Below are 19,285 nucleotides of genomic sequence, written 5' to 3'. Positions count from 1 at the left end.
CTCGGCGGCCCGTTCGGCGGGCCTGTTGTAGTCAATCTGCCGAGGCCGTGCACCGATCTGTCTAGCGGGCGGCGGCCTCGATGTTGTTCACCATGTGCTTGAGGCGTGGCCCGATGTCGTCTTCGAGTTTCTCCCGGGAGAGGTGAAAACTCGGTCCGCCACAGTTGAACGTCAACAGCCCATGTTGTGCATGAAACAGCGGTACGGCGATGGCGTTGACATCGCGATGCCACTCACCGATCGACATGCAATAGCCGAAGTCGGTGTAGTCCCGGAAGGCGCGTTCCAGCCCCTTGCGGATCCCCGGCCAGTCCTCCAGATGACGCTGGCGGATATGGTCGAGCATGAATTCCCGCTCGTTTTCCGGCATGGCTGCCAGGCAGGCGCGGCCTGCTGAACTCAAGTGCAACGGCAAGCGCGTACCTACCTGACGGCGCATGGTCATGTTGGCCTCGCCCTGGACCACGTCCAGATAGACCATGTCCAGGCGATCCCGGGTGGCCATCGCCACGGCGGCCTGGGCGTACTTGGCCATCGTCTCCATCAGCGGATGAGCCACGGCCCGCACCGACAGGTTGGAAAGCATTGCGTAACCAAACGCCATCACCCCCACATCCAACTGATACCGGCCCGACTGCGGCAGGTGCTTGAGATACCCCAAGCGGGTCAGGGTGTGCGTCATCCGGGTGATGGTCGGTTTTGGCAGCCCGGTCTTGCGCGCCAGTTCCTGGTTACCCAGCACGCTTTCGCTTGGCGTGAAGCAGCGCAGCAATTCCAGGCCGCGGGCCAAGGCGGTGACGAACTGGCGGTCCTTGTCTTCCTCCTCATCGGTGTTCATTGGGTCGATCAACAGATGCTCGAAGGCGTTGTTGCCTGCGGGGGCTTCTGGGGTGTTCGGGTCCATGTTTCGACGGCGCATGTTAGTCCCCATTTTTTTATAAAATCAACAAAACAAAATTGTATTCCGCACAGCGAAACTAAGCAACTTGTGGCGCTGTGAGATTTATCCTTAATAAAGCGCTTATAAACAAAGGCTTAATTGCTATTTTACTCGTGTGATGGGTTTTTACGTTTACACCCGGCAGGCCGGTACTTATGCTAATCGTTAAATACGGAATGTTATTTCGCACAGCGAAACAAGCGTTAACCGCACTAACAAGAACATTGCAGCAGGAGTGAATGTGGCCAGTTCCGACCAACCCGTGGTGCACCTCGACGTCCAGGACAATGGCGTTGCCGTGGTGCGTATCCATCGTCCTGAAGTGAAAAACGCTCTGAACGCCCAGGTTCGAGAAGAACTGGCGCTGCACTTCCGGGCCCTGGCCCAGCGCAAGGATGTGCGCGCTATCGTGCTGACCGGTGGCGAGCAATTCTTCGTCGCCGGTGCCGATATCAAGGAGTTCGCCAGCGCCACTCCCATCGAAATGTACCGTCGGCACACCGAGTATTTGTGGGAAGCCATCAGCCGTTGCCCGAAGCCGGTGATTGCGGCGGTGAACGGTTTTGCCCTGGGTGGCGGTTGCGAGCTGGCGATGCATTGTGACCTGATCGTCGCCGGTGAGTCCGCGCGCTTTGCCCAGCCAGAGGTCAAACTTGGTTTGATGCCGGGGGCGGGCGGTACCCAGCGCCTAGTGCGGGCGGTGGGTAAGTTCCAAGCCATGCGCATTGCGCTGACCGGCTGCATCGTTAAGGCGCCTGAAGCCTTGGCCATGGGCATGCTCAGCGAAGTGGTGGCCGACGACCAGACTTTGCCCCGTGCCCTGGAACTGGCAGCGCAGATTGCCGCGTTGCCACCTCTGGCGGTGGAGCAGATCAAGGAAGTCATGCTCGCCGGCGCCGACCTGCCGCTGGAAAGCGCCCTGGTGCTGGAGCGCAAAGCCTTCCAACTGTTGTTCGACTCTGTGGATCAGAAGGAGGGCGCTGCGGCGTTCTTCGAGAAACGCACACCCAACTACCTCGGGGAATGACCATGGGCGATTCAATCAAGATCATGGGGTTGGTGGGCACCGGTGTCATGGGTGCCGGTATCGCGCAGATTGCCGCCCAGGCCGGTGTGCGGGTGCGGCTGTTTGATGCCCGCGACGGCGCGGCGCAAACGGCTCGCGACAACCTCGGAGCCACCTTGGCCAAGCTGGTGAGCAAAGGCAAGATCACCCAGGCGGCGATGGACGCCGCGCTGGAAAACCTGCAGGTGACGGCCGCCATTGATGAACTGCGCGATTGCGATTTGGTGGTGGAAGCCATTGTCGAAAACCTGGAGGCCAAGCGCGGTCTGTTGCAGCAGTTGGAGGGTATCGTTACGGAGGACTGCATCCTCGTTACCAATACCTCGTCGCTGTCGGTGACGTCGATTGCCACTGGTTGCCAGCATCCCGAGCGGGTGGCGGGACTGCACTTCTTCAACCCGGTGCCGTTGATGCGGGTGGTGGAAGTCATCGACGGTCTGGCGACGGCGCCGCAGGTAGGCGACCGCTTGCTGGCCTTTGTCGCGCGTGTTGGGCACCGTGGCGTGCGGGCCAAAGATACGCCAGGTTTTATCGTCAACCATGCGGGGCGTGCCTACGGCACCGAAGCCCTGAAGATGCTCGATGAAGGCATCGCCCAGTGCGGCGACATCGACCGCATCCTGCGCGAAGGCGCTGGCTTTCGCATGGGCCCGCTGGAGTTGCTGGACCTTACCGGCCTCGACGTTTCCCATCCGGTGATGGAGTCGATCTACAACCAGTTCTATCAGGAACCGCGCTACAAACCTTCGCCGCTGACCCGGCAAATGTTGGTGGGCGGGCGCCTGGGGCGCAAGACCGGGCAGGGCTTCTATCGGTATGAAAACGGCCAGGTCATCGATGGCCCACAACCGCAGCCGGTGCCCACGATCCCATCGTTGCCGCCGGTGTGGATTGCCACCGAAAACGCCGAAGACTATGAGCGTTTGAGTGCACTGGTGATCGAGTTGGGCGCGCACCTTGAAAGTGCTGCACAGCCCTCGGCCGAGGCCTTGTGTTTGCTGGCGCCCTATGGTCGCGATGCCACCTCGGCGTGTGAGCGCTTCGACACAGACCCGGCGCGTACGGTGTGCGTTGACCTGCTGACTGACCTGTCGCGCCATCGCACCCTGATGCAAAGCCCACTGACCGCGCCCGGTATGCGCGACGCGGCCCATGCCTTGCTCGCCAGCGATGGTGTGGGTGTGACGGTGATTGGTGACAGCGTTGGTTTTGTTGCCCAACGCACCTTGGCGATGGTGGTCAACCTGGCCTGCGACATTGCCCAACAGCGGATCGCCAGCGTCGAGGATATCGACCAGGCGGTGCAACTGGGCCTGGGTTATCCCAACGGTCCGCTGGCTTGGGGTGATGCCCTCGGTCCACGGCGGATCCTGAGTATTTTGCAGCGCATGAGTGAACTCACCCATGACCCACGTTATCGCCCCAGCCCTTGGCTGCGGCGGCGTGCGGTGCTGGGGATTTCCCTGCTCCATAAAGAGCCGACAGTTGGCTGATTTCGATTCATCGACAGGATAAGAACAATGGGTGCGTTGACAGGTTTGCGGGTACTGGATTTGAGCCGGGTATTGGCCGGCCCTTGGTGTGGCCAGGTGTTGGCCGACCTGGGGGCAGAAGTGATCAAGATCGAACGCCCGACAAGTGGTGACGACACCCGCGGTTGGGGCCCGCCATGGATGAAGACCGACAGCGGCGAATCATCCGGGCAGGCGTCTTATTACCAGTCCACCAACCGAGGCAAATTGTCGGTGGCCATCGACCTGGCCAGCGCCGAGGGTCAGGAACTGGTGCGGGCGTTGGCGGCCAGTTCCGACGTGTTGATCGAGAACTACAAGGCCGGTTCCCTGGCACGCTACGGCCTGGATTACGCGACCCTGGCTGAGCTCAATCCACGGCTGGTCTACTGCTCCATCACCGGCTTCGGCCAGACCGGCCCGCGCGCCGAAGAGCCCGGCTACGACTTTATCATCCAAGGCATCGGCGGCCTGATGAGCATCACCGGCGAGCGCGACGACCTACCCGGCGGCGGCCCGCAGAAAGTCGGCGTGGCATTCTCCGACTTGATGACCGGCCTGTACTCCACCGTTGCTATCCAGGCCGCGTTGCTTAGCCGGGAACGCACCGGTGTTGGCCAACACATCGACATGGCGTTGCTGGATGTCCAAGTGGCAACCCTGGCCAACCAGAGCATGAACTACCTGGCCTCGGGCAAAGTCCCGCAGCGCTACGGCAACGCCCACGCCAACATCGTGCCGTACCAAGTGTTTCGCGCTTCGGACCGCGACTTCATCATCGCCTGCGGCAACGACAGCCAGTTTATCGCCTTGTGCCAGAGCATCGGCCTGCCGCACCTGCCGGATGACCCACGCTTTCGCCGCAACGCCGACCGCGTTGCCCACCGTGCCGAGATCGTCGAATTGTTGTCGGCGCACTTCCTCGGGCGCACGGCGGATGAATGGGTGGCGAGTATCCATGCGTCCAAGGTGCCAGTGGGCGCGATCAACACCATTGCTCAATCCCTGGAAGAGCCTCAGGTGATCGCTCGTGAACTGATGGTGAAGATTCCTCACCCGCAGAACCCGGACTTTGCCATGGTGGGCAGCCCGATCAAGATGTCGGGGACGCCGGTGGAGTATGTGCGGCCGGCGCCGATGTTGGGGCAGCATACAGATGAGGTGTTGGGTGAGCGATTGGGGTTGTCGGCTGAGCAGTTGGCGCAGCTCAAGGCGGGTGGGGTGATTGAGCAGTTGGGGTAATCACGCGGGCCTGGCGGCGTATTGGGCGCCAGGCCGAATCCTCGGATATCAGTTGGGGAACAGCTTGCCCAGCGCGCCCATATCAAGCTCTTCATTGATCTTCAGCGGCGCCGAAAAGGTGAAGCGTTCCTTGTAGAGCGATTCATACTCCATGTCGGCAAACACCTCATTCTTCTGCAGGAAGAGGCTCATTTGAACCAGGCATAGAGCGCCGAACAAAGTACTTTTGGTCGGTGCCAGAATGGCGATTTCATTGCCGGGCCTGACGGCGGCACCCTGGGTGGGCCAGCCTTTGGAGAAACACTCGGGATTCAGTCGTGCCTTCTTCAGAACAGCCGGCCAGCGACTGTCACCGAGCCCGTCGAACTGCTCGTCGGCGACCCGAATCTTGAACGAGGTAATGATGCCCGGCCCGATACCTTCGTTGGAAAGATAAAGGCCGGCTTTCTCTGCGGTCAGATGGGGCGTGATCATCAGGTAAGGCCTGACCGACAACCTGTTGTGCTCGCGCATCAGATCCAGTTGCCAGTAGGCGATCGAAGCCGCGGCAATGGAAATCACCACCGCCACGATTGACAAGACGGTGCCGGAGGAGGGAATAGGCCTTTTGGCGATCACACTCGCCTTGCTCGGGCGCAGCTGGAAAAAGGGATGGTTGCGGTTCTTCTTCATGGGGTCGACTCCTTGTCGATGACGGCTGGATGGGAAATTTTGGACAAAAAAAAGCCTGCATTTCTGCAGGCTTCTTTTATTGTCTGGCTCCACGACCTGGACTCGAACCAGGGACCCAATGATTAACAGTCATTTGCTCTACCAACTGAGCTATCGCGGAATGCGCCGTATGTTACTGATTGAAAAGGATAAGTCAAGTTATTGGTGATGTATTTCGTCGGAGCTTGGCAAAGCTCACGTCAAACCAGCGGTGGTTGCCCATTAAATGGGACGTTATCGGGTGATGGCGGCGTGAGCGACGACCAGTCAGGCCGTCGATTAACGGAGTAAGGTTCTTCGCTGTTTATTGGCCGGTTTTCGCCATTCGTAGGTAGTGGATTGCCTCATGCTCAATGTGTCGTGCGCTACCGGATAAGTCTCCTAACATCTCGAGGAGCCAGCCGAGGTTGCCTGTGTGCAACTCACCCAGTTCATCAGCACAGATACCAATCGCTGCGCCTATGGCACTGATTCCCAATTCAGCGGCAAGCGCAGAGTTCGCGGCACCCATTTTTAGGGTTGTAAGCCTGACGATCTGTTCTTCGGTAGGTACTGCCTTTGGGTTAACGGCGAGCCCTGAGAACTCTTGCAGCATGCTCGGGAGAAGGGCGTTGATTGATAGCGTTTTCATGAGACCCCCTCCAAGGTATTCAACAAATCACAGAGATCGTTGTGAGCCATTTCGCTGAGGAATGTGATTGCCGAGTAAATGGCATCCTCACCCAGGAGGTCGATTTGTGCGGGATCGGCGCATCCTTTATGTGCGGTGTTGTTCGTAAGCACCTTGGCCAGTTCATTGATGGTCATTAGTTGGCACTCCAGGCGGTCTGGAAGCGTTGCTGCTCGGCTCATGAATGGACATCTCCATTTTGGCCTGCGCAAAGCACCTTTACGAACTGACGATCATAATCCTCGCGCATGCAATCAATGCCGCCAGCTTGGTCCATGCAGAACAGTTCGCCCATCCGGGCCATATGAAAAGTGTCTGAATGCTCGTCAACGAACCCCTTCAGCACCTTGAAAGTGGCTTCGGCAGATTTGAGCGCCTGATGTGCATACTCCAGCGCGCTTAGAGACTCTTCGGTAATTGAGATGATTTTGTTGAGTGGGCTATTCATTGGCCCGGCTCCTGAACCGTTCGCCGTGTGACCGGCTCATGCCCCCACGTGAGGACCGAAACGGTGGCAGATATCTCCAAAGCTTCTTCCTTGGCCCGCTTATGGTCCGCTTCGCATATGTAGGTTGGGTTGTCCGCGTTCTCCCAGGCATCCGTGACAGCGTCCTCCAGCTCAAGGCCGAGGCACTGCATGGCGCGTAGATAACCTTCCAGGTGTCCGTTGCGGATAGCGCCAGGCGCCTGTGAACTGTCTTCGAGGATCAAGTCGCTGATCAGTACCTCAGTGAGCGCATTCAAGCCTTGGGCGACATGCATCAGTCGTTCGGCTTTGGGCATGCGGATCATTGGGCACCGCCATGGAGATTGCCGAACTCGACGCTCTTGGTTGTCGAATCTATTAAGGCTTTCGTGGCTTCGACCATAAATCGGACTGCGTAAATTTCATTGGCGTCCGTATCGCCATCGATCAGGCGGTCAAGAAAACTGGTGACTGACGCCAAAAGACAACTGGAGGAATTCAGCGCTTCGATTGCTGGATTTCCGGGAAGCACCTGCAAGAGATATTTGTTTTCGGGGCGGTACTCGAAATTGTGGAAAGAGTGAGCAGTAGTGAGCAACTGTTCACGGGCTGCTTGGGTTGCTGCTGGGCAGTTCATTTCACACCTCTGTCAGTTTTCAGGTCTGCGAGCGTCGGCGTCCATGGGCTAATGCCTTACTGCTCGCGTCCAAAGCATAGAAAGACACGTGCAAAAACTCACTACAGAAACCGCTGGACAGTTCCTAAAGCAGTGGCAGATATCGCTTACTGAAAGCACTGAAAAGGCTTGGCTGTATGGAGGTGCTTGCTGACATCTTTTTCTGGAGAAAACGGGCCAAGCCAAACGTGACTTTTTAAACGAAATGAGGAGGTTTCAGCAGATCACTAAAACGATTCGGTGGATGACAAAAACAAAAAAAGCACCCAAGGTGCTTAATGTCGGTCAGTTAAGAGATGGAACAGACAACGAGTGACCTGTGGCGAGGGGGCTTGCCGGACCGCCGTATCGCCCCGTTGGGCTGCGGAGCAGCCCCAATAAGATCACTGAGTTTTTTCAGATAGACCTAGATGACCGGTTTTAGGGCTGCTTCGCAACCCAACGGGGGCAAGCCCCCTCGCCACAGGGTCAGTGCTCACTCTTAACTGATCGTGAATTAACCCGCCACACCAGCCCGCATCCTGTGCAGCTTTTTGTAGCTATCAATCAGGCGCTGGTGCCGGTCGAGCCCTTCAAGCTTCATGCTCGTCGGCGTCAACCCGAAGAAACGCACGTTGCCGTCCACTGAACCTATCGCGGCGTCCATCCGCTCGTTGCCGAACATCCGGCGGAAGTTGACCTCGTAGTCGGCCAGTTCCAGGTCTTCGTCCAGCTGCATTTCCAGCACCACGTTCACAGCCTGGTAGAACAACCCGCGCTCCACCGTGTTGTCGTTGTACTGCAGGAACATTTCCACCCGTTCTTTCGCCTCTTCGACGTTCTTCAAGGCGAGGTAGATCAGCAGCTTCAGCTCCAGGATCGTCAATTGACCCCAGGCGGTGTTGTCGTCGAATTCGATGCCGATCAAGGTGGTGATATCGGTGTAGTCGTCCAGCTCGCTGTCTTCCAGGCGCTTGACCAGTGCTTTCAGCTCGGCGTTGCTCAGGCTGTGCAGGTTCAAGATGTCTTCACGGAAAAACAGCGCTTTGTTGGTGTTATCCCAGATCAGATCGTCCAGCGGATAGATTTCCGAGTAGTCCGGCACCAGGATGCGGCAGGCGGGTGCACCTAGGTGTTCATACACTGCCATGTACGCTTCTTTGCCCATGTTTTCGAGAATGCCGAACAAGGTCGCGGCTTCCTCGGCGTTGGAGTTTTCACCTTGGCCTGAGAAGTCCCACTCGACAAACTCGTAATCGGATTTGGCACTGAAGAAGCGCCACGACACCACACCGCTGGAGTCGATGAAGTGTTCGACAAAGTTATTCGGCTCCGTCACCGCGTGGCCTTCAAAGGTCGGCTGCGGCAAGTCGTTCAGGCCTTCAAAACTGCGGCCCTGGAGCAGTTCCGTCAGACTGCGCTCCACGGCGACTTCGAGGCTGGGGTGCGCCCCGAACGAGGCAAACACGCCGCCGGTGCGTGGGTTCATCAAGGTGACGCACATCACCGGGAACTCGCCGCCCAGGGACGCATCCTTCACCAATACCGGGAAACCCTGTTCTTCCAGGCCCTGAATGCCCGCCAGGATGCCGGGGTATTTCGCCAGCACTTCTTGCGGCACATCCGGCAGGGCCATTTCACCTTCGAGGATTTCACGTTTTACCGCGCGCTCGAAGATTTCCGACAGGCATTGCACCTGGGCTTCGGCCAGGGTGTTGCCAGCACTCATGCCATTACTGAGGAACAGGTTTTCGATCAGGTTGGAAGGGAAATACACTTCCTTGCCATCCGACTGGCGCACATACGGCAGCGAACAGATACCGCGCTCGATATTGCCGGAGTTAGTGTCGTACAGATGGGAGCCACGCAGCTCGCCATCGCGGTTGTAAATATGCAGGCAGTATTCGTCGAGAATTTCCGGCGGCAGCTCATCTTTAGGGCCTGGCTGGAACCAGCGTTCGTTCGGGTAATGCACAAACGCCGCGTTGGCGATCTCTTCGCCCCAGAACTGATCGTTGTAGAAGAAATTACAGTTCAGGCGCTCGATAAACTCGCCCAACGCCGACGCCAGTGCGCCTTCCTTGGTCGCGCCCTTGCCATTGGTAAAGCACATGGGCGAGTGCGCATCGCGGATGTGCAGCGACCACACGTTGGGCACGATATTGCGCCACGAAGCGATTTCAATCTTCATGCCCAAGCCCGCCAAAATGGCCGACATGTTGGCGATGGTTTGCTCCAGCGGCAGGTCCTTGCCCGCAATGTAGGTGCCCGCGTCCGACGCAAGATTCGGCATCAGCAACGCCTGGGCATCGGCATCCAGGTTTTCCACTTCTTCGATCACAAACTCGGGGCCGGTTTGCACGACCTTTTTCACGGTGCAACGATCGATGGAGCGCAAAATGCCCTGGCGGTCCTTGGCGGAAATATCGGCCGGCAATTCGACTTGAATCTTGAAAATCTGGTTGTAGCGGTTTTCCGGATCAACAATGTTGTTCTGCGACAGCCGGATGTTTTCGGTGGGGATATTGCGAGTGTCGCAGTACAACTTCACAAAGTAAGCCGCGCACAGGGCCGATGAAGCCAGAAAGTAATCGAACGGGCCCGGTGCCGAGCCATCGCCCTTGTAGCGGATAGGCTGATCGGCCACCACCGTGAAGTCATCGAACTTGGCTTCAAGTCGAAGATTGTCGAGAAAGTTGACCTTGATTTCCATGCGCGATTACCAGAATAACGAGCTAAACGATTTGGCCGCCATTATCCGGCTTTTCGGCTGGAAGTCTTGCGCTTTCAATGGTAGCCGCTGACCGGTCCCGTTCCCAGGTCGTGGAGCCCGGCAATAAAAAAGCCTGCATCAATGCAGGCTTTCTGTTGCCCTTATCGGGTCAGTCGAACTGAGAATTTACGCCTGGGGCTGCTCCGAATGGGTGGCCCGCCAATGCAGAATCTGCTGCTGAATATTCCAGTGAATGATCTGCTCGTAGAGTTTCTCGACGAAGGCTACGTCAAACCCGGCCTCTACCGCCCATTCACGGCGCTCCTCAAGCATGGCCGCGACCCGTTCGGGTGCCGGAATCTCTTGTTCGTTGGCTTTGAACTGCGCCGCAGCCTTCACGTAACGCAGGCGTTTTTGCAGTGATTCGAGGATCTGACGATCGAAAAAGTCGATGCCCGCCCGAATGTCGTTGAGGTTCTCGCAGGCTTCAGGCGCTTTCAGTGGCGGCATAGGTGTGTCTCTTTCAATAGTGAGTACGCAAGTTGAATGACGCTGTCGGCAGTCGCTCGCCGACCGCTTGTCTGGCGGGTGCTCGCTTGGATCGCCAGGCCTCCAGCTGAGCTTCGGCAGCCACTTCGTCGATCAAGGCGTCGATCATGCTGTTGTCGTGATGATGAGGCGTGGTGATCAGGTGTGCGGTATGGCCGGAGGTCGCCAGGCAGTATTTCGTCGCGATCCGCTCTGACGGGCACGGGAACACCACAGTGATGGAGTTTTCGTTGCGCCAGGCATCAATGCCTGAGGCCTGGAATCGGTCGACGGCGTACTGCGCCGTGTCCAGGCTGTGCTTGATCCGATGGCGCCAATCAGCCAACGAGTGGCTGCGCAGTGCTGCCCACATCATCAGTGGGGTGTGACCGTTGCGGGAGCCGCTGATGGTCTTGTCATGGGCCCGGATATAGTCCACTTCCACCGAGATGCGCGCGACGTTCTTGCGTTTGGCCACGACGATTCCGCAAGGAATAGGCGAGCCGATCATCTTGTGGCCGGAGACACAGATCGAGTCGATGCCGTCGGCAAACGAGAAGGGCTGCGGGTGATCGACGAAGGGCAGAATCATCCCGCTCAGCGCCGCGTCGGCGTGCAGGTAATAGTCGTGACGGGCAATGCCTGCCTGATGCAGGCGCTGTTGGATGGTCGCGATGTTATCAACGGCCCCACACATCGTGGTGCCGATGTTGGCGAAGATGATGGGGTGAGGTTCCTGGTCGGCGGTTATTTTCGCCATCAGGTCGTCGTAGTCGATTTCGCCATTGGGCAATGACTCAACCGCACGGCATTTGATCCGCAGCAATTTGACGATTTTCGCCACGGAGTAATGGGTGTCTTTCGAGTAATACAGCGTGCCATCCGGGAACAGTTCACGACCCAGGTAGCAACCAAACATGTTGCCCTCCGTGCCCCCATTGGTGACGTAGCCCCAGCTGTCTTCGAGCGCAATGCTGAACAGCTCGGCGAAGTACGTCATGACGTCTTTTTCAAAGTCGAACGAGTTCAACAGGTAGTTGCTGTACTCGTTCCAGTCCCCGCAGTTGTTGATCGAAAACTGCAAGAAGCGATGCAGCTGGGAGTAATCAAAGTCTGCTGATTCGGGGTATCCAATGTTGAAGTACTGATTCGTCACGCAGTGCTGCCAGAAGCTCTCAAGCCTGCTTTGGTCGGCAGTGGATAAAGTCATTTCTAACTCCTTTTAAATCGACTTGGCGGAGCCGCCCAGTCAGGCGGCTTTTTGCCTCGTGTCTACCAGCGACCACCAACTGGCGAGCGTGGGCGAATCCGCCAGTTCTTCGAAGCTGACGGCGATACCGCGCTCCTTGAGTTCGGCTGCGAGCTTCATCACTTGCAAGGAGTCGAGACCGTAGAAAATCAGGTTTTCCTCCGGATCCAGGTCTTCGCAGTCCTCGACGAGTTGCAGCACGCGAGTTTGCAACCAGGCGCGGGTGGTTTCCGCCGCCAGGAGCTGGCGCAGATGTTTCTTGTCGATCTTGCCCACGGCCGTCAGCGGCATGGTCTCGATGAGCCGGATGCGATCGGGCAGTTTGTATTCGGCGATACCGAGTTCCATCAGGTGGCGTCTCAGCGCGGGCGGTTTCAGGTTGGGGTTGCGCGAGACGACGAAGGCGCAGCTCTTTTCTCCCAGCCTGTCGTCGGGCATGGCCACCAGGCCTGCGTGGGTCACGTCCGGGTGGAGGACGATGAGGTTTTCGATTTCCTCCGAGGCGACTTTTTCACCGCCACGGTTGATCTGGTCCTTGACCCTGCCGACCACACGCAAATCGCCGGTTGGCATGCGTTGGACGAGATCGCCGGAATAGTAGTAACCCTCATCATCGAACGCCTGGGCATTCTGCTCGGGGCTTCGGTAGTACCCGCAAAAGGTGTAGGGGCCGCGCGTGGCGAGCATGCCAGGCTCGCCGTCCGGGACGGGGAGACCTTGCTCGTCGACAATTTTGATTTCGTCGTCGGGGCTGATCGGACGGCCCTGGGTGGTAAAAATCTGCTCGTCGGAGTCGTTCACCCGGGTGTAGTTGATCAGGCCTTCGGCCATCCCGAATACCTGCTGCAGTTTGCAGCCGAGTACACCGGGAACCTGGCGCGCCAGCGAGTCGGCGAAACAGGCGCCACCGACCTGGAGGAATTCCAGCGATTGCAGTTGCTCTTTATGCTCCGGCGCTGCCTGCAACCACAAGGCGACTGCACTTGGCACCAGGGCTACGGTATTGATCTCTTGGCGCTGGATGATCGAAAAACAGGTCAAGGGCTCAGGGCTGGGGGCCATGACGATGCAGCCGCCTGCATACAGGACGCCGAGGCCACCGGGGGAACTGAGCAAGAAGTTATGGGCGGCAGGCAGGGCGCACAGGAAGCGTGTCCGTGATGTGAGCTCGCATATTTCGGCACTTGCCCGGGCGTTGTAGTGATAGTCGTTATGGGTGCGCGGGATGAGTTTGGGTGTGCCCGTGCTGCCGCCAGACAGTTGGAACAACGCCACTTCGCCTGCTTCGGTGGGGGAGAAGTTCGCGCGGCTCTCGCTCGGAGTTTTGATCCAGTCAGCGAGGTTGTTTTCGTGACGTTGCTCGCCCAGCAGCAAGGTGATTTCAGGGCTTGAGCCCACCTCCTTGAAGTCGGCGATATAGCTGTCGCTACGGAAGACTTCATGCTCGCGGGAGGCAATCAGCAGCCTTGGTTCGATTTGCTTGGCGTAGCTCTTGAGCTCGAGTTTTCGATGGCTGTAGAGCGCGTTGAGGGGCGCGATCCCGGCCTTGAGCAGGGCGAAGAGGACAATGTAAAACTCCGCGATGTTGGGCAACTGCACCAAAGCGGTGTCGCCTTTGCCAAGCCCGCTGGCCGACAGCCGCGAGGCCAGGTTGGAGGACAGTTGGTCCAACTCGGCATAGCTGAAGCAACGTTCACCGCAAATAATCGCTGGCGCGTGGGGTTGTGATTGGCTGCGTAGCTGAAGGATCTGTGTGAGGGGTTTGTCGATCCAATAGCCTTTGTCCCGATAGCGTTGTGCTCTGTCCAGGGGCCAGTGGTTAAATTCAATAGTCATAGTGTTCACGCGTGAGAAAATTCGAGTTAGTGGGCCAATCCACATGCACGCAGCATGGTGCCGAGTTTGGTCTGGACTTCTGTCCATTCGGAGTCGGGGCTTGAGGCTTCAACGATGCCTGCGCCGGCGAATAGGCGGACGCTGTTGCGCTTGACGGTGCCGCAGCGAATCGTCACGACCCATTCGCCATTGCCCTGGGCATCGCACCAACCCACCATGCCGGTGAACAGGCCGCGTTCGAAGGGTTCGACGAAGCGGATCAGGCGCCGCGCGCGCTCAGTGGGGAAGCCGCAGACGGCGGGCGTGGGGTGCAGGCGGCAGGCAAGCTGCAAGGCCGAAACGGTCGGATCTGCCAGCGTGCCTTCGATGCGGGTGGAGAGGTGCCAGAGTGCAGGCGTGCTGATGAGGGAGGGGCGTTGCGGCACATTCAGCTGCGTGCACAGCTCCCCGAGCTGGCTGACGATGTCCTGCGTCACGAAACCGTGTTCGTAGTGATCTTTTTCCGACGCTGACAGCCAGTCTGCATTGCGCCGGTCGGCTTCTGGGTCGGCCATTCGCTTGGCCGAGCCTGCCAAAGGGTTAGACAGAAAGCTCAGGCCTTCCTTGCGAACCAGTAGTTCGGGGCTGACACCGATCAGCGTGGCGCCATCGGGCATTGGCACACGGAAGTGATAGCCGCTCGGGTTCTGCGCCCGCAGGTTGTGCTGCATGGCATTCACATCCACGTCCTTGGCAAACACCAATTCTCTCTGCACTGAGAGCACGGCCTTGCGCACGTCGCTGTGACGGAAGTTGACGATGGCGTGTTCCACCGCTCGCTTGAAGGCTTGCTCGTCCGGAATGTTCTTCTGTTCGATCAGCTCAGGCAGTGTTGCTGCGCTGACTTGCGCGAGGGTGTTTCGTGTTCGCCACTGCGCGTGTTCAGGGATGTAGAGGCAAGAGGCTTCAGCGGGATCGAAAGGAATGGCGCCGACGATGATCGGGTTGCTCTGGCCAGCTTTGCGCGCTCGATCAAGGGCTTGCGCAACCGTTTTCTGGAACAGGCTATTGGCGTCATCGCCGCCAATGGCAGGTGTTTCGATCCTCTGCAGCATCCCGGTAACCGCTAATTCGCGGTCGCCGGAGGTGAATGAAAAACTCTGTTTTTCATCAACGACTTGCACCTCTTCCATCTCGTTCGTTCTTAGGGTGCCCGTTCTCATTTTGGGGGAAGCCTCCGTGGCCTATCGATCAAAAATTAAGTCTTGAAATATAATCATTATCGTTTCTAATAGGGGACGCTAATCATTTAGATTTGTCAATCACATGAGTGAGCCATGAGAGAGTTAACTTCAATGCAAGCCGCCTGTTGGATCGGGCGCACTGCTCATGCGTCTTTAGGGAGAGTTTCGGCTCATCTGTATGCCGAGTTCGATGGCCATGCCATTGATCTCGAGCGGCTTCGCAAAGCACTTGAACGGGTATGTCTGCTGCATCCAATGCTGCGGGTCAGGCTGAATGCAGAAGGGCTGCAATCCATTGCTGCAATGGACCAGTCACCGCTGTTGGAGGTCGAAGATTTACGCTTGATGAGCGAGCAGGAAGTGACGCAGCGCCTGCTCTGCAAACGTGAGGAGTGGACTCATCAGCAGCTTGATCTGTGCCAGGGGCCAGGTGCGCGTATGTGCGTGAGTCTGCTGGCGGGTGATGACTTCCGCCTGCACGTCGATACGGACATGATCGCCATCGACCCTTCGAGTTTCCGCACGTTGATGGAAGACCTCGCACGGTTCTATGAGCACCCCGACGCGCCGCTTCCACACACACCGTCTTTCTTCGATTGGTACGACAAAGCACGCACCGATACGGCACTCAAAACGGCCCGCGATCGGGACCGTCTCTGGTGGCGTGAGCGTTTGGCTGAAATCGCGCCGGCGCCGACGTTGCCTTTTCTCGAGGCTCAGCTGGACCAAGCGCATAGCGACCGATTAAGCACATGGCTTGGCCCAGAGGAGCGTCAGGCGTTACAACGCCTCGCCCGTGAACGCAGAATGACCCTGTCGACCCTGATGATGGGGGTGTTTGCAGCCGTCCTCGGCGCGCAAACGGGAGACAGGAGATTTCGCCTCAATGTCCCGACCTTCTGGCGACCGCCGCTCGTGGATGAGGTTGAGCGAATTGTCGGCGATTTTGCCAACGTGTTGATTCTCGACGTCGATGTCGAGGCGGCCCAGAGCCCGGCCAAGTTGTGCGCGCAACTGGCAGGCAAGATGGTCGATTTACTCGAACATTGCGCCTATCCCGGGGTGAACCTGATGCGCGATCTGTCCCGCCATCATGGTTCGCCACAGCTGGCTCCCGTGGTATTTACCGCCGCGTTGGATATGCCGGGTGGAGACCTTCTTTCTGAACGCGTGCGGCGTGTATTGGGTCCAATGAACTGGGTGATTTCCCAGGGGCCTCAGGTTGCGCTCGACGCGCAGATTGCCTGCGCCGACGGCGGCATCTTGATCAATTGGGACATCCGTCTGGATGCGCTGCCGCAAGTCTGGGTATCGGACTTTTTCGACCGTTTCGTGGCGCTGGTGCGTGAGGTGGCTGCTTGCTCCGCGGTCCTGGACCAGCCACTTTTTCAACCCGCAGTTGTCGAGAAGCCACTGACCGCTCTCCAGCAGGCTTATTTGCTTGGACGCAGCGCGCAGATGCCGCTGGGCGGCGTGGCCATGCAGGAGTTTCGCGAGTACCGTGGCGCGATGGATCCTGCTCTGCTGCGAAGCCGTTTGGTCGAGATGGTCCAGCGCCACGAAAGCCTGAGAACACGAATCGATGCGCAGAAACTCGTGCAGTTTGTCAGCGATGAGGTGCAGATAAACCTGGAGGAAGTTGACCTTACGACCTTGTCGCCAGAAGCGGCGTTCAGCTACGTAGAGGAACGCCGCGAGGCCTATGCGCATGCGTTGTTCGAGCTGGATCGTTCGCCCTGGAATGTCACGGTCTTCTGGTTTGCGGAAGGTCAATTGTGCGTCTTTGTACGCCTTGATGCATTGATCCTCGATGGACGATCGATCGCCACCCTCATGGTCGAGCTGTTCGACGGTGCAACTGGCGAGGAGTCGGTCGCGGAGGCTGCACCCGAGCCAGCGGATTTCGTCAGTCAGCGCAAGACCGATTCCGCCTATTGGAAGACCAAGCTCGCGGCGGTCAGTGGCGCGCCACGTCTGCCGTGGATCACCCCACTGGACCAGGTGGGCGCCTCCCGCTATGAGCGGCAGAGCCTGCGGGTGCCCAAAACGGCGTTCGGTGCGTTCTGCAAGCTGGGCGCACGGCAACGGTTGTTCAAGAACACCACGTTGATGGCGCTGGTGCTGGAAGTGCTGTCGCACTGGCTCGATGAGGGTGGTTTGTGTGTTGCGGTGCCGGTTGCCCCGCAAACGAGCGGTGCCTTTGCCAATCGCTCAAGCTTTATCGCGGTCAATTGGAGCGCCGATCCAGATGGTTTTGCCGAGCGTGCCGCCAAGCTGCAAGTGGATGTGCTGGAAGGGCTGCAGCACCTGACCTTTTCAGGTGTAGACCTTGCTCGTTTGCTGTTCGAATCCCACGGCCCAGGCCCGGTGCTTCCGGTGGTGATCACCAACGGTTTTTCCTGGCCGGTCTCGGCGCTGGACAGCCCGATGAGCCTGTGTGATGGGCTGACCCAGACGCCACAGGTGGCGATGGATATTCGCTTCTCGGCCAACGCAGATGGCGCGTTGGTGTTCGATATCGACTATGCACGCGCAGTGCTGGATCCGGCGGTGGTCAGCGACGTCTTGAGCGCAATCGAAAAGGCGATCAACCAAGTCACGGCAAGTGGTGTTTTTGCCATTGATGCCCCGGCGATCATCGAAAAGAGCCACTACCGGCTCAATAGCCAGGTCGCTGATGCGTGCCGCGAAGGCTTCCTCGGCCGGATCGCAACCCACATCTTTGACCGCACCAACACCAGAGTCGCTCTCGTCAGTGGTGAGCGGCAAATCAACTATGCCGATCTTGGCGACAGCGTGTGCCGCATCATCGCTGCATTGAAAACGCGCGGATTATCTCGTGGGCAAGTCGTCGCCATCTGCCTGCCGCGCAGTCCAGAGCACACGATGGTGACACTGGCCTGTGCGCTGACAGGCGTGATCTGGGTCCCCGTCGACGCGTCAGCGCCAACCGAGCGGTTGCATTACCTGCTGGAAAACTGCCGGCCCGATCTGGTGGTGACGGCCCAACGTGAGTCTCTCGAACATCCATCGGCAACACCGGATGAACTATTGGCGGTGCAAGCCCAGGTTCCGCCCGCGCTGGATGACCTGTCGTTAAGCGACGCCCCGGCCTATTACCTCTATACCTCGGGCACCACCGGCAAGCCAAAATGTGTGGTCCTGAGCAACCGAGCCACTGCCAATGTCATCGGCGGCACCCTTGGACACTGGGCCGTGACCGAACGTGATGTGTTCATGTCCGTAACCCCGCTTCACCATGACATGTCGGTGTTCGACGTCTTGGGATGCCTGACGGCGGGGGCGACACTGGTGCTTCCCGGTGTGGGTGAGGAAAAGGACGCGGTGCGCTGGAACCAGTTGATTGCCCGGCATCAGGTGACGTTGTGGTGTTCGGTGCCCGCCATTCTGGAGATGCTCCTTTCTTGCCGCACCACCCATGACCTGAAGAGCCTGCGTCTGATTGCCCAGGGCGGTGATTACATCAAGCCGGCCGTGATTGCCGAGTTGCGTGAGCTGCTGCCGTCAGCTCGGTTGATTTCCCTGGGTGGACCGACGGAGACCACCATCTGGAGCATCTGGCACGACATCGTAGCGGATGACCGTGCGCTGATTCCCTATGGAAGGCCGTTACCTGGTAACAGCTACTTCGTCCTTGGCCCGCAAGGCGAGCATTGCCCGGCGGGCGTTGTTGGTCGAATCCACACGGCGGGCGTCAATCTCGCGCTGGGGTATCTCGAAAACGGCGAGCTGACACAAAGCGAATTCGTGACCGTCAGTGACGAACATGGCCAAGCTGTTCGGGCTTTCCGTACCGGCGACTGTGGGCATTACCGCCGCGACGGCACCTTGATCTTCGACCGTCGGGTCAACGGCTACGTGAAAGTCCGGGGTGTGCGGGTATCGCTCCCGGACATCGAGATAGAACTGATCAATCATCCGTCGGTCAGGCATGTGTTGGTCGTGGATTATGGTGAGCAGCGCCAAGGCGAAGTCTGCATCGGTGCGCTGTATGTCAGCCAGCAGGGCGGCGCAGAGCTGACCGCGTCCGAGCTACGCAACTACGCCCGCCAGCACCTGCCGCACTCCCATGTGCCCACGCGGTTCCTGAAAGTGGACGAATTACCGCTGTCGCAAAACGGCAAGCCCGATCGCCAGCGGGCGCGCAGCCTGCTGACCGCTCCGGCAAATGACGCAGCCGAACCCGTCGTGATGAACCAGTCGACTCCACGCAACAAGGTGCTGGATATCTACTTGAGCGTACTGGGGCGCCCGCTCGCGGACGGGGCGAATGACGCGGTGGACTTCATCAGCCTGGGGTTACGTCCCCAGCACTTGAAGGCGATCTCGGCGCGGGTCCAGGAGGATTTCTCGGTGCTCCTTTCACCTGGGCAACTCCTGCGCTGTCGCAATGCACAAGACGTTGAACGCCTGCTCATGGCCGAGGGTTCGTGAGCCTGTAATGGATTTTGATA

At 58.5% G+C, this 19,285-nt stretch carries 16 protein-coding genes and 1 tRNA gene; 4 read left to right on the top strand and 13 right to left on the bottom strand.

Translation table 11 applies throughout. The annotated features are described in order from the left end of the window. Window positions 1–61 precede the first annotated feature (61 nt). Window positions 62–919: an IclR family transcriptional regulator gene (locus HKK55_RS15795; protein WP_169355534.1), complete on the bottom strand. Its 858-nt coding sequence runs from the start codon at window positions 917–919 to the stop codon at window positions 62–64. A gap of 262 nt (window positions 920–1,181) precedes the next feature. Between HKK55_RS15795 and HKK55_RS15790 the strand changes: the two genes are divergently transcribed. The 3 genes from HKK55_RS15790 to HKK55_RS15780 are packed head-to-tail and all read left to right on the top strand — an operon-like array spanning window position 1,182 to window position 4,759. Next, window positions 1,182–1,967 (top strand): enoyl-CoA hydratase, encoded by a 786-nt coding sequence (locus HKK55_RS15790; RefSeq protein ID WP_169355533.1) that lies wholly within the window; start codon window positions 1,182–1,184, stop codon window positions 1,965–1,967. Between the two features lie 2 nt (window positions 1,968–1,969). Next, complete coding sequence (locus HKK55_RS15785) at window positions 1,970–3,499, top strand: 3-hydroxyacyl-CoA dehydrogenase (RefSeq protein WP_169355532.1); 1,530 nt, start codon at window positions 1,970–1,972, stop codon at window positions 3,497–3,499. A 27-nt stretch (window positions 3,500–3,526) separates the two neighbouring features. After that, on the top strand, window positions 3,527–4,759 hold the full coding sequence (locus tag HKK55_RS15780) for a CaiB/BaiF CoA-transferase family protein (protein WP_169355531.1): 1,233 nt from the start codon (window positions 3,527–3,529) through the stop codon (window positions 4,757–4,759). Between the two features lie 48 nt (window positions 4,760–4,807). Here HKK55_RS15780 and HKK55_RS15775 read toward each other — a convergent pair whose 3' ends face one another. The 12 genes from HKK55_RS15775 to HKK55_RS15720 all read right to left on the bottom strand — a co-directional run bounded on the left by HKK55_RS15775 (window position 4,808) and on the right by HKK55_RS15720 (window position 14,759). Continuing rightward, window positions 4,808–5,431, bottom strand: coding sequence for a hypothetical protein (locus HKK55_RS15775; RefSeq protein WP_169355530.1), 624 nt, complete (start codon window positions 5,429–5,431; stop codon window positions 4,808–4,810). A gap of 84 nt (window positions 5,432–5,515) precedes the next feature. After that, window positions 5,516–5,591: transfer RNA gene (locus HKK55_RS15770), tRNA-Asn, on the bottom strand. Window positions 5,592–5,774: 183 nt separating this feature from the next. Next, entirely contained in the window at window positions 5,775–6,101 is a 327-nt protein-coding gene (locus HKK55_RS15765; RefSeq protein WP_169355529.1) for a hypothetical protein, read from the bottom strand. Beyond that, a complete protein-coding gene (locus HKK55_RS15760) occupies window positions 6,098–6,277 on the bottom strand; it encodes a hypothetical protein (protein ID WP_237151260.1) in 180 nt (59 codons plus the stop codon). Before HKK55_RS15760 ends, HKK55_RS15765 begins: the two co-directional genes overlap by 4 nt. Before the next feature lie 41 nt (window positions 6,278–6,318). Beyond that, the gene (locus HKK55_RS15755) at window positions 6,319–6,588 is read right to left on the bottom strand and encodes a hypothetical protein (protein ID WP_169355527.1); all 270 of its coding nucleotides are present in this window, start codon (window positions 6,586–6,588) and stop codon (window positions 6,319–6,321) included. Further along, entirely contained in the window at window positions 6,585–6,932 is a 348-nt protein-coding gene (locus HKK55_RS15750) for a hypothetical protein (RefSeq protein ID WP_169355526.1), read from the bottom strand. Before HKK55_RS15750 ends, HKK55_RS15755 begins: the two co-directional genes overlap by 4 nt. Further along, the gene (locus HKK55_RS15745) at window positions 6,929–7,243 is read right to left on the bottom strand and encodes a DUF3077 domain-containing protein (RefSeq protein WP_169355525.1); all 315 of its coding nucleotides are present in this window, start codon (window positions 7,241–7,243) and stop codon (window positions 6,929–6,931) included. The genes HKK55_RS15750 and HKK55_RS15745 overlap by 4 nt, the downstream gene beginning before the upstream one ends. Window positions 7,244–7,778: 535 nt before the next feature. Continuing rightward, the gene (locus tag HKK55_RS15740) at window positions 7,779–9,974 is read right to left on the bottom strand and encodes an OsmC domain/YcaO domain-containing protein (protein ID WP_169355524.1); all 2,196 of its coding nucleotides are present in this window, start codon (window positions 9,972–9,974) and stop codon (window positions 7,779–7,781) included. A gap of 186 nt (window positions 9,975–10,160) precedes the next feature. Next, complete coding sequence (locus HKK55_RS15735; protein ID WP_169355523.1) at window positions 10,161–10,484, bottom strand: isochorismate lyase; 324 nt, start codon at window positions 10,482–10,484, stop codon at window positions 10,161–10,163. A 13-nt stretch (window positions 10,485–10,497) separates the two neighbouring features. Beyond that, window positions 10,498–11,712: a histidine decarboxylase gene (locus HKK55_RS15730; RefSeq protein WP_169355522.1), complete on the bottom strand. Its 1,215-nt coding sequence runs from the start codon at window positions 11,710–11,712 to the stop codon at window positions 10,498–10,500. Between the two features lie 39 nt (window positions 11,713–11,751). Then, the gene (locus HKK55_RS15725; protein WP_169355521.1) at window positions 11,752–13,587 is read right to left on the bottom strand and encodes a (2,3-dihydroxybenzoyl)adenylate synthase; all 1,836 of its coding nucleotides are present in this window, start codon (window positions 13,585–13,587) and stop codon (window positions 11,752–11,754) included. Window positions 13,588–13,613: 26 nt separating this feature from the next. Continuing rightward, window positions 13,614–14,759 carry an isochorismate synthase MenF gene (locus tag HKK55_RS15720; protein WP_202020909.1) on the bottom strand — a complete coding sequence of 382 codons (1,146 nt, stop codon included), beginning with the start codon at window positions 14,757–14,759 and terminating at the stop codon, window positions 13,614–13,616. Between the two features lie 162 nt (window positions 14,760–14,921). Here HKK55_RS15720 and HKK55_RS15715 point away from each other — a divergent pair, with 162 nt between their 5' ends. After that, entirely contained in the window at window positions 14,922–19,265 is a 4,344-nt protein-coding gene (locus HKK55_RS15715; protein ID WP_237151259.1) for an amino acid adenylation domain-containing protein, read from the top strand. The last annotated feature ends 20 nt before the right edge of the window (window positions 19,266–19,285 follow it).

The organism is Pseudomonas sp. ADAK18, from assembly GCF_012935695.1.
Lineage (GTDB): Bacteria > Pseudomonadota > Gammaproteobacteria > Pseudomonadales > Pseudomonadaceae > Aquipseudomonas.
Note: the sequence above shows the minus strand (reverse complement) of the source record. Positions and strands in the feature narration are given on the sequence as shown.

What these genes read in the sequence shown, in the direction of transcription:
- HKK55_RS15795 (WP_169355534.1), bottom strand. Translation starts at nt 919, where the DNA reads ATGCGCCGTCGAAACATGGACCCGAACACCCCAGAAGCCCCCGCAGGC.
- HKK55_RS15785 (WP_169355532.1), top strand. Translation starts at nt 1,970, where the DNA reads ATGGGCGATTCAATCAAGATCATGGGGTTGGTGGGCACCGGTGTCATG.
- HKK55_RS15780 (WP_169355531.1), top strand. Translation starts at nt 3,527, where the DNA reads ATGGGTGCGTTGACAGGTTTGCGGGTACTGGATTTGAGCCGGGTATTG.
- HKK55_RS15775 (WP_169355530.1), bottom strand. Translation starts at nt 5,431, where the DNA reads ATGAAGAAGAACCGCAACCATCCCTTTTTCCAGCTGCGCCCGAGCAAG.
- HKK55_RS15765 (WP_169355529.1), bottom strand. Translation starts at nt 6,101, where the DNA reads ATGAAAACGCTATCAATCAACGCCCTTCTCCCGAGCATGCTGCAAGAG.
- HKK55_RS15760 (WP_237151260.1), bottom strand. Translation starts at nt 6,277, where the DNA reads ATGACCATCAATGAACTGGCCAAGGTGCTTACGAACAACACCGCACAT.
- HKK55_RS15755 (WP_169355527.1), bottom strand. Translation starts at nt 6,588, where the DNA reads ATGAATAGCCCACTCAACAAAATCATCTCAATTACCGAAGAGTCTCTA.
- HKK55_RS15750 (WP_169355526.1), bottom strand. Translation starts at nt 6,932, where the DNA reads ATGATCCGCATGCCCAAAGCCGAACGACTGATGCATGTCGCCCAAGGC.
- HKK55_RS15745 (WP_169355525.1), bottom strand. Translation starts at nt 7,243, where the DNA reads ATGAACTGCCCAGCAGCAACCCAAGCAGCCCGTGAACAGTTGCTCACT.
- HKK55_RS15740 (WP_169355524.1), bottom strand. Translation starts at nt 9,974, where the DNA reads ATGGAAATCAAGGTCAACTTTCTCGACAATCTTCGACTTGAAGCCAAG.
- HKK55_RS15735 (WP_169355523.1), bottom strand. Translation starts at nt 10,484, where the DNA reads ATGCCGCCACTGAAAGCGCCTGAAGCCTGCGAGAACCTCAACGACATT.
- HKK55_RS15730 (WP_169355522.1), bottom strand. Translation starts at nt 11,712, where the DNA reads ATGACTTTATCCACTGCCGACCAAAGCAGGCTTGAGAGCTTCTGGCAG.
- HKK55_RS15725 (WP_169355521.1), bottom strand. Translation starts at nt 13,587, where the DNA reads ATGACTATTGAATTTAACCACTGGCCCCTGGACAGAGCACAACGCTAT.
- HKK55_RS15720 (WP_202020909.1), bottom strand. Translation starts at nt 14,759, where the DNA reads ATGGAAGAGGTGCAAGTCGTTGATGAAAAACAGAGTTTTTCATTCACC.
- HKK55_RS15715 (WP_237151259.1), top strand. Translation starts at nt 14,922, where the DNA reads ATGCAAGCCGCCTGTTGGATCGGGCGCACTGCTCATGCGTCTTTAGGG.